This window comes from Nocardia brasiliensis NBRC 14402, from assembly GCF_000308475.2.
In the GTDB taxonomy this organism is placed as follows: Bacteria; Actinomycetota; Actinomycetes; order Mycobacteriales; family Mycobacteriaceae; genus Nocardia; species Nocardia brasiliensis.
This window is the reverse complement of record NZ_BAFT02000053.1, coordinates 20,244-34,748: the sequence shown is the minus strand read 5'-3', so window position 1 is coordinate 34,748 and position 14,505 is coordinate 20,244. Positions and strand designations below refer to the sequence as shown.

Here is a 14,505-nt window from a genome sequence, read left to right as displayed (position 1 = left end):
AAAGCTCGTTATTCCGCGGCCATTCGGGCCTCGCGATCCGCCTTGCCGAGCGCGTCCAGCAGCGCGTCCAGGTCGCCGTCCAGCACCGAGTCCAGGTTGTGCGCCTTGAAGCCGATGCGATGGTCGGTGATCCGGTTCTCCGGGAAGTTGTAGGTGCGGATGCGCTCGGAACGGTCGACCGTGCGAATCTGGCTGGCTCGGCCCGCCGCCGCCTCCTGGTCGGCCTGCTCCTCGGCGAGCGCCTGCAACCGGGCGGCCAGCACCTGCATGGCGCGGGCCTTGTTCTGCAGCTGCGAACGCTCGTTCTGGCAGGTCACCACGATGCCGGTGGGCAGGTGGGTGAGCCGGACCGCGGAGTCGGTGGTGTTGACGCCCTGACCACCCTTGCCGGAGGACCGGTAGACGTCGACGCGCAGGTCGCTCTCGTCGATCTGCACCTCTTCCACCTCGTCGGGCTCGGGGTAGATCAGCACGCCCGCGGCGGAGGTGTGGATCCGGCCCTGCGACTCGGTCACCGGCACCCGCTGCACGCGATGCACGCCGCCTTCGAACTTGAACCGGGACCACACGCCGTCGCGCGCGGCATCGCGGCTCTTGATCGAGAGCGTCGCGTCCTTGTAGCCGCCGAGATCGGACACGGTGACGTCGAGGATCTCGACCTTCCAGCCGTGCCGCTCCGCGTAGCGGACGTACATGCGGGCCAGATCGGAGGCGAACAGCGCCGATTCCTCGCCGCCCTCACCGGATTTCACCTCGAGCACCACGTCGTCGCCGTCGTGCGGGTCACGCGGCGCGAGCAGATCGGCCAGCGCCTGCTCCAGCTCACCGACCTGGCGTTCCAGGTCGGGGACCTCGGCGGCGAACGCCGCGTCGTCGGCGGCGAGTTCCTGCGCGGCGGCCAGATCCTCGCGCGCGGACTTCAGCTTGGTGTAGGTCGCCATGATCGGCGCGAGCTCGGCGAACCGCTTGCCGACCCGGCGCGCGGCGCCCGGATCGTTGTGCAGCGCCGGATCGGACAGCTGCGTTTCCAGGCCGGCGTGCTCGGCCAGAATGTCGTCGATCGCGGACGGTTGCGTCACAGCTTCGCTTCCTTCTCTAGTTTCCCTGTCCCCCTCACAAAGCACCGACGCCCGGCCTGCAGCGCAGGACCGGGCGTCGGCGAGGAAGCTATTTGGCGTCGGAGTCGGCCTTCTTGCCGGCCCGCTTGCCGTAGCGCGCCTCGAAGCGGGCCACGCGGCCACCGGTGTCGAGGATCTTCTGCTTGCCGGTGTAGAACGGGTGGCACTGCGAGCAGACCTCGACGGTGATGTGTCCCGACTCCTTGGTGCTGCGAGTCTGGAAGGTGTTGCCGCAACCACAGACGACCGTGGTGTCGACATACGTCGGGTGGATTCCTGCCTTCATGGGTGTCCTCTCGATATTGGCCGCCGGGTCGCTCACGCGCGGAATCGCGGGAACGTGAACCGGAGCCGACTTAGGCGGGAGGTCTGCTCGAGTGAGCAGACGCAACGACCGTTCAGTATGCCAGAACTGTCGCTACGCTCCCAAAACACCCCGGGCGGGTGGTTTGTTCCCGCCCTAGGTAGACCCCCCGCCACTGTCGCCCCAGGAAGTTCGGGCACGCGCATCGACGCTGTCTCAGGAACCCTGAAGTCGGGTAGTCCGCTACTCACGAACACGAACAGCGACGTTCATAGAGTTGAGACCTCGGGCCGGTTCGCGGCGTGAGCACAGCCCTCGAAAGCGTGAAAGCCATCTCGAGTGTCGAGTGCACATCGGCGTGCCGTGACAGAAGGGAGAACTTGTGAACATCCGAGTCGCGTCCGCGATCTTCGGTCTGCTGCTTCTCGCTGTCGCGGTCGGCTGGTGTGCGTTGCCGGATATTCCGACTACGACTCCGCAAGCCGCCGTCCATGTCGAGACCACGAACACCGCTCCGGAGGGGAGCGCGGTGCCTGGCTCGACGATCATTCTGGGTTTCATGATCAGCGGCGCGGCCATGATCGGGCTGATGTTCTTCAGCCCGCAGACGCCGAAAGGGCCCCGCGGTGGCGAGGCCCTTTCGGCAGTACAACTCAGGAACTCATTCGTCGAGTGCGCCCGGCGCGGTCTTGCTGACCTGCATCAGGAACTCGAGGTTGTTCTTGGACTTCTTCAGACGGTCGATCAGCAGATCGATCGCCTGGTGCGAGTCCAGGCCGGACAGTACGCGGCGCAGCTTGTGCAGCACCGCCGCCTCGTCGGGGCTGAGCAGTAGCTCGTCCTTACGAGTGCCGGAGGGGTTGACGTCCACCGCGGGGAACACCCGCCGTTCCGCGATCTTGCGGTCCAGCTTGAGCTCCGCGTTACCGGTGCCCTTGAACTCCTCGAAGATGACCGTGTCACCGGTGGATCCGGTCTCCACCATCGCGGTCGCGATGATGGTGAGCGAGCCGCCGTTCTCGATGTTGCGCGCCGCGCCGAGGAACCGCTTGGGCGGGTACAGCGCGGTGGAATCGACACCACCGGAAAGGATTCGGCCCGACGCAGGCGAGGAGTTGTTGTACGCACGCCCGAGTCGAGTGATCGAGTCGAGCAGCACCACAACGTCTTTGCCCATTTCCACCAGTCGCTTGGCGCGCTCGATGGCGAGCTCGGCGACCGAGGTGTGGTCTGACGGCGGCCGGTCGAAGGTCGAGGCGATGACCTCACCCTTCACCGAACGCTGCATGTCGGTGACCTCTTCGGGACGCTCGTCGACCAGCACCACCATGAGGTAGACCTCAGGGTTGTTGATCGCGATCGCGTTCGCGATGTCCTGCATGATCGTCGTCTTACCGGCCTTCGGCGGCGAGACGATCAGGGCGCGCTGGCCCTTACCGATCGGCATGATCAGGTCGATGACGCGGGTGGTCAGCTTGTTCGGCTGGGTCTCCAGGCGCAGACGCTGGTTCGGGTACAGCGGGGTGAGCTTGCTGAACTCGGGGCGCCGCTTGGCCGCCTCGACCTCACCACCGTTGACCGTGTCCAGGCGCACCAGCGGATCGAACTTCTGCCGCTGGTTGCTCTGCTCGCCGTCGCGCGGGGCGCGCACCGCACCGGTGATCGCGTCACCGCGGCGCAGGCCGTTCTTGCGGACCAGGTTCATCGAGACGTAGACGTCGTTCGGTCCGGCCAGGTAGCCCGAGGTCCGGACGAAGGCGTAGTTGTCCAGCACGTCGAGGATGCCCGCGACCGGCTGCAACACGTCGTCTTCGCGGATCTCCAGCTCGCGGGCCTCGCCGCCACCGCCACCGGTTTCGCGGTCGCGCCCGCGGCGACGCTCACGGAACCGCCGGCCCCGCCGGCCGCGTCCGCCCTCTTCGTCGTCGTCGTTGCGCGCGTTGTTGCGGTCGTTGTTCCGGCCGCCGTTCGCGTTGCCGCCGTTGCCGTTCTGGTTGTTGCGGTCACCGGACTGGTTGCGCTCGCCCGACTGGTTGCGGTCACCGGACTGGTTGCGGTCACCGGACTGGTTACGCTCGCCCGACTGGTTGCGCTCGCGGCGCCGCTCGCCCTGCTCGGAGTCCTGCTTCGGCTCGTCACCACGCGCATCGGCCGCGGCCTCGCCGCCGCCGGATCGCGCCTGGTCACGGCCGCGCCGCTGCCGACCACGACCACGCTGACCACCCTCGCGACCCGAGTCGTCGGACTCGTTCGAGGTGGGCTGCGCGTTCTCGGCCGGGGCCTGGTTCGCGGGAGCTTCCTTTTCCTTCGCCGGTGCGGCGGCCTCGGCAGCGGGCGCCTCTTTTTTCACCGGGGCGGTGCCGACATCGAGGGTGCCCTGTTCGGCCCGGGCGGGCGCGGCGGCGGGAGCTTCGGTATTACCGGACGTTTGGGCCTTGGCGGAAACCGCGGACTTGGCCTGTCCCCCTTCGGGCTTTTCACCCTTCGCCGGTTTTCCGGCCTGATTTTCCTTGATGGCGGCGATCAAATCACCTTTGCGCATTCCGGAGGTGCCTCGGATACCGAGCTCCCCCGCGAGCGCGCGCAACTGCGGCAACAACATTCCAGTCAGCCCCGATCGTGCGACGTCGGTTTGTTCGCTCATCTTCGAAATCTGTCCGGAGTCACTTTCGCGGTCGCCCGAGGCTGGGTTGGATTCCACCCCTGGTGTCGCGAGCAGGTCCGTATCTGTCACGGAAATCCTTTCCTTCCCTCGATTGCCGTGTGCTGTTTCGAGGGTTCGTCCCGCAGTCCGGGCATTCTGCCGGACTCGGATGCGTCCGTCCGCTTCGCCACCGGTGGTGAGAGGTGGGAGAGATCATTCCAGTTGCGCAGCTACGCAGCACCCCCATGGCCTGGAGGCTCGAGCCTGGAGCCTGCTGGAGCGATTGCCCTGATGAAGCACCGGCGTCTGATGCGCACGATGTACGGACTCGCTCAGGATAGCTGCACACTGCGAATATCGGCAAGGCAGACGCGCCGTCAGTCGATCCGGACCCCGTCGGCCAGTCCCGGCTCGACCACCCGCAGGCCGTCCAGGGCCGCGAGTTCACGGAGTTCGGCAGGGAATTCACTGGTCCCGAGGGCCAGGACGGTTGGTCCGGCACCGGAGACGGTGGCCGCGATACCGGCCGCTCGCAGCCGGGAAATCCAGGTGGTGGTCAGCGGTAATGCGGGCGCACGCTGGGCCTGGTGCAGCCGATCGGCCGTCGCAGGCATCAGCAGGTCGGGGCGCTGGGTGAGCGCCACCACGGCCAGAGCGGCCCGGCTGACGTTGAACGCGGCATCACCGTGCGGCACCACCTCGGGCAACAAGCCCCTGGTGTGCGCGGTCGCCGACCGTTCCTCGGGGATGAGCACGACCGGACGCAGTGTGGGATGCGCGTCCAGCCGGACGGCCCGGTAGACCCGGCCGTGATGTTCGGCCACCGGGACGCCGTCACGGCCGATATCGGCCGCCCGGTCGGTCTCGGTCCAGGACACCACGATGCCGCCGAGCACGCTGGCCGCCGCGTTGTCCGGATGCCCCTCGAATTCCGATGCGAGCTGCACCAATTGGTCGTCCGAGGTGGCCAGCGCCGAATCGAATTCCGCCGCGATGGCACACCCCGCGGCCAGCCCGCCGACCACCGCGGAGGCGGACGAGCCGAGCCCGCGTGAATGCGGAATCACGTTGCGGCACACCACATCGAGGCCGTCGGCCCAGACGCCTGCGGCCTCCAGACCGCGCTCGATCGCCCGCACCACGAGATGCGAAGGGCCCCATGGCACATCGTCGGCGCCCTCGCCCTCGACCCGGATGCTGAGCCCCGAATCGGTAGTGCGCACGTCGATCTCGTCGAACATGCCGAGCGCCATCCCGAGCGAGTCGAATCCGGGACCGAGGTTCGCGGTGGACGCGGGCACCCGCGCGGTCACCGAAATACCCGCGGGCAGCGTCCGGCTCATCGCCGAACCGCGTCGCCGTTCGGCCAGCTGACTATCCTTCGAATTCAATTCAGGCCAGCTCTAGCTCGGCGGCGACCGCGACCGGGTCCACCGGAATCGCCTGCACCTGCGGCATTCCCAGCAGGGCGGTGTCGGGATCCTTGAGTCCGTTACCGGTCACGGTGCACACGACGGTGAGGCCGGAGTCCAGCCAACCCTCGGTGCGCGCCGCGAGCAGACCCGCGACGCTGGCGGCCGACGCGGGCTCGACGAACACGCCCTCGCTCGCCGCGACCAGCCGGTACGCCGCGAGGATCTCCTCGTCGGTGGCGGCGCGGAAGGCCCCACCGGATTCCTCCTTGGCCGCGACCGCCGCGTTCCACGACGCCGGCGCACCGATCCGGATGGCCGTCGCGATGGTCTCCGGGTCGCTCACCGGGGCGCCGTGCACCAGCGGTGCGGCCCCCGCGGCCTGCACGCCGAGCATGCGCGGCAGCTGCGTGGTGACGCCGTCGGCGTAGTACTCGCGATAGCCCCGCCAGTAGGCGGTGATATTGCCCGCATTTCCGACCGGCAGCGCGTGCACGTCGGGCGCGCGGCCCAGCACGTCGCAGATCTCGAACGAAGCGGTCTTCTGCCCCTCGATGCGTGCCGGGTTCACCGAGTTCACCAGGCCGATGCTCGGGAAATCGGAGGTCACCTTGCGCGCCAGCTCGAGACAGTCGTCGAAGTTGCCGTCCACCTGGATGATCTTCGCGCCCAGCATGACCGCCTGGGCCAGCTTGCCCATCGCGATCTTGCCCTGCGGGATGAGCACCGCGCAGGTCATGTCCGCGCGGGTGGCGTAGGCCGCGGCGGATGCCGAGGTGTTGCCGGTGGACGCGCAGAGCACCGCCTTCTGGCCCTGATACTTCGCGTCGGTGATGGCCACGGTCATCCCGCGGTCCTTGAACGAGCCGGTCGGGTTCAGGCCCTCGACCTTGAGATATACCTCACACCCGGTCAGCTCGGACAGATGCGGTGCGGGCACCAGCGGCGTACCGCCCTCGAGCAGGGTGACCGGCTCCCAGTCCCGCGCACCGGCGATCCGGTCGCGATAGGCCGCGATCAAACCCGGCCAGCGCGAGTGCACTCCGGCCTGCGGTGCCACACCTGTACTTACCCACCCCGCCGGCTCCGCCGGCTGCCGACCCCCTGTACTTACCCACCCCGCCGGCTGCCCGCCCCTGGAGGTATTCATTCTTCGGTGCCTTCCAATCTGAGAACGCTGGTGATGGATGTGACGGATTCCATCTCCGCCAGAGCGGCGACGGTGTCCGCGAGCGCCGATTCCAGCGCGTGGTGGGTGACCACGACCAGGCGGGCTCCCGTGCCGTGCCCCTCTTGGCGGACGGTCGAGATGCTCACCCCGTGCTTGGCGAATTCGCCCGCCACCGCGGCCAGGACCCCGGGACGGTCTTCCACCTGCAGGTTCACGTGGTAGCGGGTGGGTGTATCGCCGATCGGTGCGATCGGTAGCTCAGCATAAACCGATTCGCCCGGCGCACGGCCACCGTAGAACTTGTTGCGCGCGGCCATCACCAGATCTCCCAGCACGGCGGAGGCCGTGGGCGCGCCGCCCGCGCCCTGGCCGTAGAACATCAACCTGCCCGCGTTCTCCGCCTCGACGACCACCGCATTGAAGGCCCCGCTCACGGCTGCCAACGGATGCTTGCGCGGCACCAGCGCCGGGTAGACGCGCACCGAGACCCGCTCCTTGCCGCCCTCCTCGGGGCTCGGCTCACCCGGACCGGCGGCGACCCGCTCGCAGATGGCGAGCAGCTTCACCGTGCAGTTCAGTGCGGACGCGGTCTCCAGATCCTCGGAACTGATCTTGGAGATGCCCTCGCGGTACACGTCGGCGGCGGTGACCCGGGTGTGGAAAGCGAGCGAGGCGAGGATCGCGGCCTTGGCCGCGGCGTCGAAGCCCTCCACGTCGGCGGTCGGGTCCGCCTCCGCGTAGCCGAGGCGGGTGGCCTCGGCCAGCGTGTCGGCGTAATCCGCGCCGGTCTCGTCCATCGCGGAGAGGATGAAGTTGGTGGTGCCGTTGACGATGCCGACGACCCGGTTCACCCGGTCACCGGCCAGCGACTGGATGAGCGGGCGGACCACCGGGATGGCGCCGGCGACCGCGGCCTCGAAATACAGGTCGGCGCGGTTGCGTTCGGCGGCGGCGGCGAGCTCGCCGGTGTAGTCGGCCAGCAGCGCCTTGTTCGCGGTCACCACGGATTTGCCCGCGTTCAAGGCCGCCAGGATCAGTCGGCGCGGCGGGTCGATTCCGCCGATGACCTCGACCACCAGGTCGACGTCGTCGCGCGCGACGAGCGCGTCGGCGTCGGTGGTCAGCAGCGCGGTCGGGATACCGCGATCGGTCGCCAGATCACGGACCGCGACGCCGCGCAGCACGACGGGCGCGCCGACCCGGGAACGCAGATCCTCGGCATGCTCCCGCAGAATCCGCACCACCTCGGTGCCGACATTGCCCATGCCGAGCACCGCGACACCGATGGGCTGGTCTCTCCCCCATACCATTTGAGCCGAATTCGGCCCGACCGCCGACCGGCCACCACCGCTGACCGAATCGCCTTGCGATACTGCGTTCATCACACCTCCAAGCTGAGCAAGTCCGCCACCGTTTCCCGGCGCAGAATGAGTCGCGGTTGTCCGTCACGCACCGCGACCACGGCGGGCCGGGTCAACTGGTTGTATCGGCTGGACATCGAATAGCAGTACGCACCCGTCGCGGCGACGGCGACCAGATCGCCGGGGCCGACATCCTCCGGCATCCACGTGTCCCGGATGACGATATCGCCGCTCTCACAATGCTTTCCGACCACACGCGCGACTACCGCCGCGGCCTCGGAGGTGCGCGAGACCAGGCGGCAGTCGTAGTCCGCCTGGTACAGCGCGGGGCGGATGTTGTCGCTCATGCCGCCGTCGACGCTGATGTAGCGCCGGCGCAGGCCACCGTCGAGCGACACGTCCTTGGTGGTGCCGACCTCGTACAGCGTGACGGTGCCCGGCCCGGCGATGGCCCGGCCCGGTTCCACCGCGATCTTCGGCTCCGGCAGGCCGATGCTCGCGGCCTCGGCGGCGACCAGGTCGCGCACCTTCGCGGCGAAATCGTCCAGCGGCGGCGGATCGTCGTTCGGCAGGTACGAAATACCAAGGCCGCCACCGAGATCCAGCGTGGAGATCTGCGCGGTCCGTTCCACGCCGAACTTCTCGATGGCGTCGTGCAGCAGGCGCAGCATGCGACGCGCGGCGATCTCGAAACCGTCGATCTCGAAGATCTGCGATCCGATATGGCTGTGCAGGCCGACCAGGCGCAGGTTGTCCGCCTCGAAGACGCGAGCCAGCGCCTCCATCGCGTCGCCCCCGGCGATCGAGAAGCCGAACTTCTGATCCTCGTGCGCGGTCGAAATGTATTCGTGGGTATGGGCTTCCACGCCGACGGTGACCCGGACGAGCACGTCCTGCACCACACCGGCGCGGCCCGCGATGGCCTCGAGGCGTTCGATCTCGATGAGCGAGTCCACCACCACGTGGCCGACCCCGGCGGTCACCGCGGCCTCCAACTCGGTGGCGGATTTGTTGTTGCCGTGCAAGGCGATTCGCTCCGCCGGGAACCCCGCGTGCAGGGCGATCGCGAGTTCGCCGCCGGAACACACGTCCAGCGAAAGGCCCTCGTCCCGGATCCAGCGCGCGATCTCGCCACACAGGAAAGCCTTCGAGGCGTAATGCACCCGGGCATTCGGACCGAAGGCGCGCACCATATCGCGGCAGCGCGAACGGAAATCGTCCTCGTCGACCACGAACAGCGGCGTGCCGAATTCGGCGGCCAACTCGTGCACGGGCACGCCCGCCAACCGCACGACACCGTCGGAATCACGGCTCGCGTTGCGCGGCCACACATTCGCGGGCAGATCGATCATCTGCTGCGGATCCCGCGGCCGCTCCGGCAAACTCGGCGCGTGCGGAATCTCAGCATGCCGGGGACCGGCCGGATGCGCGCTCACAGCTCCGCCTCGCTGGCGCTCGGCTCCACTGTGACCGCGCAAGCGGCTGTAATTTTGGTTCGCTCGCTGCGCTCCCTCACGGACACCACCTCGCTGACGCTCGGCTCCACTGTGACCGCGCAGGCGGCTGTAATTTTGGTTCGCTCGCTGCGCTCCCTCACGGGCTCTGATCCCTTCTTCATATCTATACGAAAGGCCTTCTGCCCGTGTACAACTCTGCCCGCTGCCGCAAATGGTTTTGCGGGGGTGGGATATTCGCGGAACCCGTTCACATCCGCTCCGGTGCGCTCACGCCCAGCAGCGCCAGGCCGTTCGCCAGCACCTGGCGGGTCGCGTTGACCAGCACCAGGCGGGCGGCGTTGGTCGGGCTCACCGGCTCGTCGCCGAGTGGGAGCACGCGCAGGTTCTTGTTGGTCTGGAAGCGGTGGTAGGTACCGGCCAGCTCCTCCAGGTAGCGGGCGACCCGGTGCGGTTCCCGCAGGCTCGCCGCGCTGCTCACCACGCGCGGGTATTCGCCGAGGGTGCGAATGAGTTCGCCTTCTTCGTCCGCGGTCAGCAACGCGAGATCCGCAGTGACCTTGTCGTAGTCGAATTCGGCGGCATTGCGCGCGATGGACGCGGTCCGCGCGTGCGCGTATTGCACGTAGTAGACCGGGTTTTCGCTGCTCTGGCTGGTCCAGAGGGTCAGGTCGATATCGATGCTGGAATTCACCGAGGAACGCACCAGCGAATACCGCGCCGCGTCGACCCCGATCGCCTCGACCAGATCTTCCAGCGTGACCACGGTGCCCGCGCGCTTGCTCATCTTCACCGCGACACCGTCTTTGAGCAGATTCACCATCTGCCCGATCAGCACCTCGACGGTCGCCGGGTCGTCACCGAAGGCGGCCGCGGCGGCCTTCAACCGTCCGATATACCCGTGGTGGTCGGCGCCGAGCATATAAATGCACAGATCGAATCCGCGCGACCGCTTGTTCTGGAAGTACGCGATATCGCCCGCGATATAGGCCGGATTACCGTCGCTCTTGATGACGACGCGATCCTGATCGTCGCCGTATTCCGTACTCGCGATCCACCAGGCGCCGTCCTTCTCGTACAGGTCGCCGGAATTCTTCAGCGTCGCGACGGCCTGCTCGACCGCGCCGGAGGCGAACAGCGAACTCTCGTTGAAGTACACGTCGAAGTCGGTGCCGAACTCGTGCAGCGACTGCCTGATCTGCGCGAACATCAACTCGACACCCTCGGCGCGGAACAGTTCGAGCCGCTCGGCCTCGGGCAGCGCGACGGCGTCCGGGTGCGCGGCGACGATCGTGCCCGCGATCTCGCCGATGTAGGCGCCCGCGTAACCGTCCGCCGGGGTCGGCTCGCCGGTGGCCGCCGCGACCAGCGACCGGGCGAACCGGTCGATCTGCGCGCCGTGATCGTTGAAGTAGTACTCGCGCACCACCTCCGCGCCCTGCGCGGCCAGGATCCGGCCGAGCGCGTCGCCGACCGACGCCCACCGGGTGCCGCCGAGGTGCACGGGCCCGGTGGGGTTGGCCGAGACGAACTCGAGGTTGATCCGGGTGCCCTGCAATGTCTCGGCGGTGCCGTACGACGCGCCCGCGGCCAGCACCTGCTCGACGATCGCCCCCTGCGCCGATGCGGCCAGTCGGATGTTGAGGAAGCCGGGCCCGGCGACCTCGGCCACCTCGACACCGTCCGCGGCGGTCAACGCCTCGGCCAGCCAGGTCGCCAGATCTCGCGGATTCGTGCCTGCCTTCTTTGCCACCTTCATCGCGACATTCGTGGCATAGTCACCGTGTTCCGGGTTGCGGGGACGCTCGACAGTGACCTCGTCGGGCAGGACCGCGGGATCGAGCCCACGTTCGACGAGCACCTTCGCCGCGGTGGTGCGAAGGAGATCTGCAAGGTCAGCTGGAGTCACGAGTCTCTATCCTATGGTCTTGGCGGGTGTGCACCTCGAGTGGGCATTGCGCCGGAACCGTCCGCAACCTGTAGCAGCACGCGGATCCGTCACGTCGAGAGAGCACAACGAGCGATGCCGAGCAGTCCCAGCGCCAAATCGGCCAAGGCCACCAAAGCCGGCGCGAAGTTGTCGGCCTCCCGTAAAGGGGGCGGCCGGGGTCAACTTCCCAAGAACAATCGTCAGATTCCCTGGTTGGCCATCGGCGCGGCCGTAGTCATCATCGCATTGATCGGTGCCCTCGCCTACAGCCTGGTACCCAAGTACCAGGAGAAGGCCGCGCTGGACAAGTACACGCCCAGCGCCGACCGGAAGGACCCGTCCGAGTCGATCTCCGGCGTGGTCAAGAAGGAGTATCCGGCCGGACTGCACATCGGCCCGACCCAGCGGGTCGCCTACGACCAGAGTCCAGCGTTCGGCGGACCGCACGACGCGTCCTGGGCGACCTGCACCGGCATCGTGTACGACAAGCCGATCCGGATGGAGAACGCGGTGCACTCGCTCGAGCACGGCGCAGTCTGGATCACCTACAACCCGGACAAGGTGGACGCCGCGGGCCGCGACCTGCTGGCGAGCAAGGTCAAGGGCAAGCCGTACTCGCTCATGTCGCCGTATCCCGGTCTGGACACCCCGATCTCGTTGCAGTCCTGGGGCCATCAGCTGAAGCTGGACAAGGCCGACGATCAGCGCGTCGGCCAGTTCATCACCGCCCTGCGGCTCAACGCCTACACCTATCCCGAGGTCGGCGCGGATTGCTCGACCATCGCCTTCGATACCGACAACCCGCCGCCGTTCGACCCGACCCCGCCCGGCCCCGACGCGGTGCCGATGGACGGTAAGGGACTGCAGCCGGATCCGTCCGAAATGCCCGGCGGTCTGCCGGGCGGCATCCCGGGTGTACCCGGCGTGCCCGGGCTGCCCGGCGCGCCGCTGCCCGGACAGCCCGGCCGGCCGCAGCCCGCGCCGATCCCCGGTCAGCAGGCGCCGGTGCAGCAGTGACGCCGACCGAGCCGGCACGCGACACCGAACCTGCCGCGTCCGGCCTCGGCGGCCAGTTCCAGCGGCAGCGGACCGCGCTGCTGGTGCTCGGCGTCGTCGGCGCGATCGTGCTCGGCGTCGCCATCGGCGCGCTCGTCCGGCTGCCGTTCACCGGCTCGTCCGAACCGGACCCGGGTGCGGTCGACGTCGGTTTCAGCCAGGACATGTCGGCCCATCACGCCCAGGCCGTGGAGATGGCCGGCGTCGTGCTGGTCAAGTCCACCGACACCGACGTGCGCCGCCTCGCCTACGACATCATGACCACCCAGCAGAGCCAGGTTGGTCGGATGCAGGGCTGGCTGCAGTTGTGGGGCAAGCCCGCACAGAGCGTCGACGGCTACATGGGCTGGATGAGTGGGCAGCCCGGCGGTCACGGTCACTCCGGCGGCACCACGGCCATGTCCGGTCCGATGGTGGCCATGCCCGGCATGGCCACGCCCCAGGACCTCGCCGCCCTGCGCCAGGCCACCGGCACCGAACTCGACACCCTGTTCCTGCAACTCATGCTGCGCCATCACCAGGGTGGCCTGTCGATGATCCAGTACGCCGCCGAGCACGCCGACACCACCGCAGTCCACACCCTCGCCGACACCATGGACAAAACCCAGCGCGGCGAAGCCCAGCTCATCACCACCATGCTGACCGCCCGCGGCGCCCAACCCCTACCGCTGAACTGACCCCAACCGCCGCCTCCGCCACGCTTTTTGGCGCACGGCCCCCGATGCGATACGCTTTCCCCGCCCGATCGGCGGCCACAAGCCCCGCTCGGCCCTATCCCGCCCTCGTAGCTCAGGGGATAGAGCGTCTGCCTCCGGAGCAGAAGGCCGCAGGTTCGAATCCTGCCGAGGGCACAGACAGAAAGGCCCCAACCAGCACGAATCTGGTTGGGGCCTTTCTCGTCCGAATACTCACCCAGCCTCGATGTCACGAGTTGTCACAATTTCCCCCGAAGTCTTCGCCGCGGCCTCCAGGGTCAATAAGAGATCGCCTGCGAAGAGTTGCCTCGGAGGCATCGCCGCGGGCGAGCACACCGAGCGCAGCCTGATCCTGGACCTGGCGTTCGCCCTGGCCGCGGACCGGCCTCCGATGTAGCTGGTACGAGCCTGTGAACAGTCTCCACGGCGAGCCTCCATCAAGATCGAGTTCGGTGCCGAAGAGTAAGTGGGGGTACCAAGCGAGGACAGGATGCCCGACGTGGCCGATAGGGCCTCTGCGGGGTTTGCCCTGCGATGCGACCGGTTCGTTCTTGACCAACGACTGGAGGTAATGGACACATGCGCTCAGCCATACCTACTGGTGCTGCCGCAGCTGCGGCAGCAGCACTGACATTGTCTGTGATCGGCTACACCGGTGCCGCGACCGCACACGCCGACACTCTGCGGGCCTGCGCGTCCATCAGCGTCGAACTCACCGCGATCCCGGACAGCAACAAGGACAAGGCGGTCATCGACCAGCATCGAGACCGTGCGTGCAGTGCCGCGGCCCGCGCTCGGGCCGCCGCAACCGCTGGCGCCTTGCATCGCGGCGGTAACAGCAACCGCAACACCTGGGTCGAGTCGGACGTCAAGGAGGCCGTTGCCCATGCGGTCAACGCAGCCAAGAACGACACCGCTACCGTTGCCGCCGACGCCGCCGCCGCAGCTGCTGCCATCGCCAGCAGTATCACCGACGATGCCAACACCGAGGCTATCTCGGCCGCGAACAAGGCCGCCCGCTTTGAACACAGCGATGAGACGGCTGCCCGCATCACCGCTGAACTCGCCGCCAATGTCGCCGCGCTCGACGCCGCCAAGGCAGCGGCAACGGCAGCAGCGACGGCTAAGGAAAGCCCTGCCGATACCTCGGTCGCAGATGATGCCGCCAACGCGGAGAACAAGGCAGTTGAAACCGCAAAGAAGGCATACGCGGGGAACCCGGATATCGCATCGATCGAACTGATCGGGACTACTTAGCCAATCGGCCCACGGAATCGGCGTGATCAGCCGAATCGTCCACTCGAACCGTGGTGATCGAGACGGATATGCGCAGACCCGGCGTCGTGATACGTCGAGATCG

Annotated in this window: 11 protein-coding genes and 1 tRNA gene; 4 read left to right on the top strand and 8 right to left on the bottom strand. The window is 67.8% G+C overall.

Annotation, left to right across the window (positions count from 1 at the left end; translation table 11 throughout):
- Positions 1-8: 8 nt before the first annotated feature.
- The 8 genes from prfA to argS form a co-directional block, all read right to left on the bottom strand.
- Positions 9-1,079 (bottom strand): peptide chain release factor 1, encoded by a 1,071-nt coding sequence (gene prfA / locus TY25_RS16135; protein ID WP_014982061.1) that lies wholly within the window; start codon positions 1,077-1,079, stop codon positions 9-11.
- An 88-nt stretch (positions 1,080-1,167) separates the two neighbouring features.
- Entirely contained in the window at positions 1,168-1,404 is a 237-nt protein-coding gene (rpmE, locus tag TY25_RS16130; RefSeq protein ID WP_014982060.1) for a 50S ribosomal protein L31, read from the bottom strand.
- Between the two features lie 679 nt (positions 1,405-2,083).
- Positions 2,084-4,066: a transcription termination factor Rho gene (gene rho, locus TY25_RS16125; RefSeq protein WP_088607016.1), complete on the bottom strand. Its 1,983-nt coding sequence runs from the start codon at positions 4,064-4,066 to the stop codon at positions 2,084-2,086.
- Positions 4,067-4,443: 377 nt separating this feature from the next.
- Positions 4,444-5,409, bottom strand: coding sequence for a homoserine kinase (gene thrB, locus TY25_RS16120; RefSeq protein WP_042257055.1), 966 nt, complete (start codon positions 5,407-5,409; stop codon positions 4,444-4,446).
- Positions 5,410-5,458: 49 nt separating this feature from the next.
- A complete protein-coding gene (gene thrC / locus TY25_RS16115) occupies positions 5,459-6,520 on the bottom strand; it encodes a threonine synthase (RefSeq protein ID WP_042257070.1) in 1,062 nt (353 codons plus the stop codon).
- A gap of 104 nt (positions 6,521-6,624) precedes the next feature.
- Positions 6,625-7,959: a homoserine dehydrogenase gene (locus TY25_RS16110; RefSeq protein WP_042257054.1), complete on the bottom strand. Its 1,335-nt coding sequence runs from the start codon at positions 7,957-7,959 to the stop codon at positions 6,625-6,627.
- Positions 7,960-8,030: 71 nt separating this feature from the next.
- Positions 8,031-9,446, bottom strand: a complete 1,416-nt coding sequence (lysA, locus tag TY25_RS16105) for a diaminopimelate decarboxylase (RefSeq protein ID WP_029903005.1) — start codon at positions 9,444-9,446, stop codon at positions 8,031-8,033.
- 268 nt (positions 9,447-9,714) lie between these two features.
- Positions 9,715-11,373, bottom strand: a complete 1,659-nt coding sequence (argS, locus tag TY25_RS16095) for an arginine--tRNA ligase (protein WP_042257048.1) — start codon at positions 11,371-11,373, stop codon at positions 9,715-9,717.
- Positions 11,374-11,487: 114 nt separating this feature from the next.
- Here argS and TY25_RS16090 point away from each other — a divergent pair, with 114 nt between their 5' ends.
- The 4 genes from TY25_RS16090 (at position 11,488) to TY25_RS16075 (ending at position 14,402) form a co-directional block, all read left to right on the top strand.
- Positions 11,488-12,411 carry a thioredoxin-like domain-containing protein gene (locus TY25_RS16090; RefSeq protein WP_042257047.1) on the top strand — a complete coding sequence of 308 codons (924 nt, stop codon included), beginning with the start codon at positions 11,488-11,490 and terminating at the stop codon, positions 12,409-12,411.
- Positions 12,408-13,127 carry a DUF305 domain-containing protein gene (locus TY25_RS16085; protein WP_081868911.1) on the top strand — a complete coding sequence of 240 codons (720 nt, stop codon included), beginning with the start codon at positions 12,408-12,410 and terminating at the stop codon, positions 13,125-13,127. Before TY25_RS16090 ends, TY25_RS16085 begins: the two co-directional genes overlap by 4 nt.
- 101 nt (positions 13,128-13,228) lie before the next feature.
- Positions 13,229-13,301: transfer RNA gene (locus tag TY25_RS16080), tRNA-Arg, on the top strand.
- A 483-nt stretch (positions 13,302-13,784) separates the two neighbouring features.
- Positions 13,785-14,402 carry a hypothetical protein gene (locus TY25_RS16075; RefSeq protein WP_042257046.1) on the top strand — a complete coding sequence of 206 codons (618 nt, stop codon included), beginning with the start codon at positions 13,785-13,787 and terminating at the stop codon, positions 14,400-14,402.
- The last annotated feature ends 103 nt before the right edge of the window (positions 14,403-14,505 follow it).

Bases quoted from the DNA above. Each gene is read 5' to 3' on its own strand.
- TY25_RS16090 (WP_042257047.1), top strand. From the start codon at position 11,488: ATGCCGAGCAGTCCCAGCGCCAAATCGGCCAAGGCCACCAAAGCCGGC.
- TY25_RS16110 (WP_042257054.1), bottom strand. From the start codon at position 7,959: ATGGTATGGGGGAGAGACCAGCCCATCGGTGTCGCGGTGCTCGGCATG.
- rho (WP_088607016.1), bottom strand. From the start codon at position 4,066: ATGAGCGAACAAACCGACGTCGCACGATCGGGGCTGACTGGAATGTTG.
- thrB (WP_042257055.1), bottom strand. From the start codon at position 5,409: ATGAGCCGGACGCTGCCCGCGGGTATTTCGGTGACCGCGCGGGTGCCC.
- rpmE (WP_014982060.1), bottom strand. From the start codon at position 1,404: ATGAAGGCAGGAATCCACCCGACGTATGTCGACACCACGGTCGTCTGT.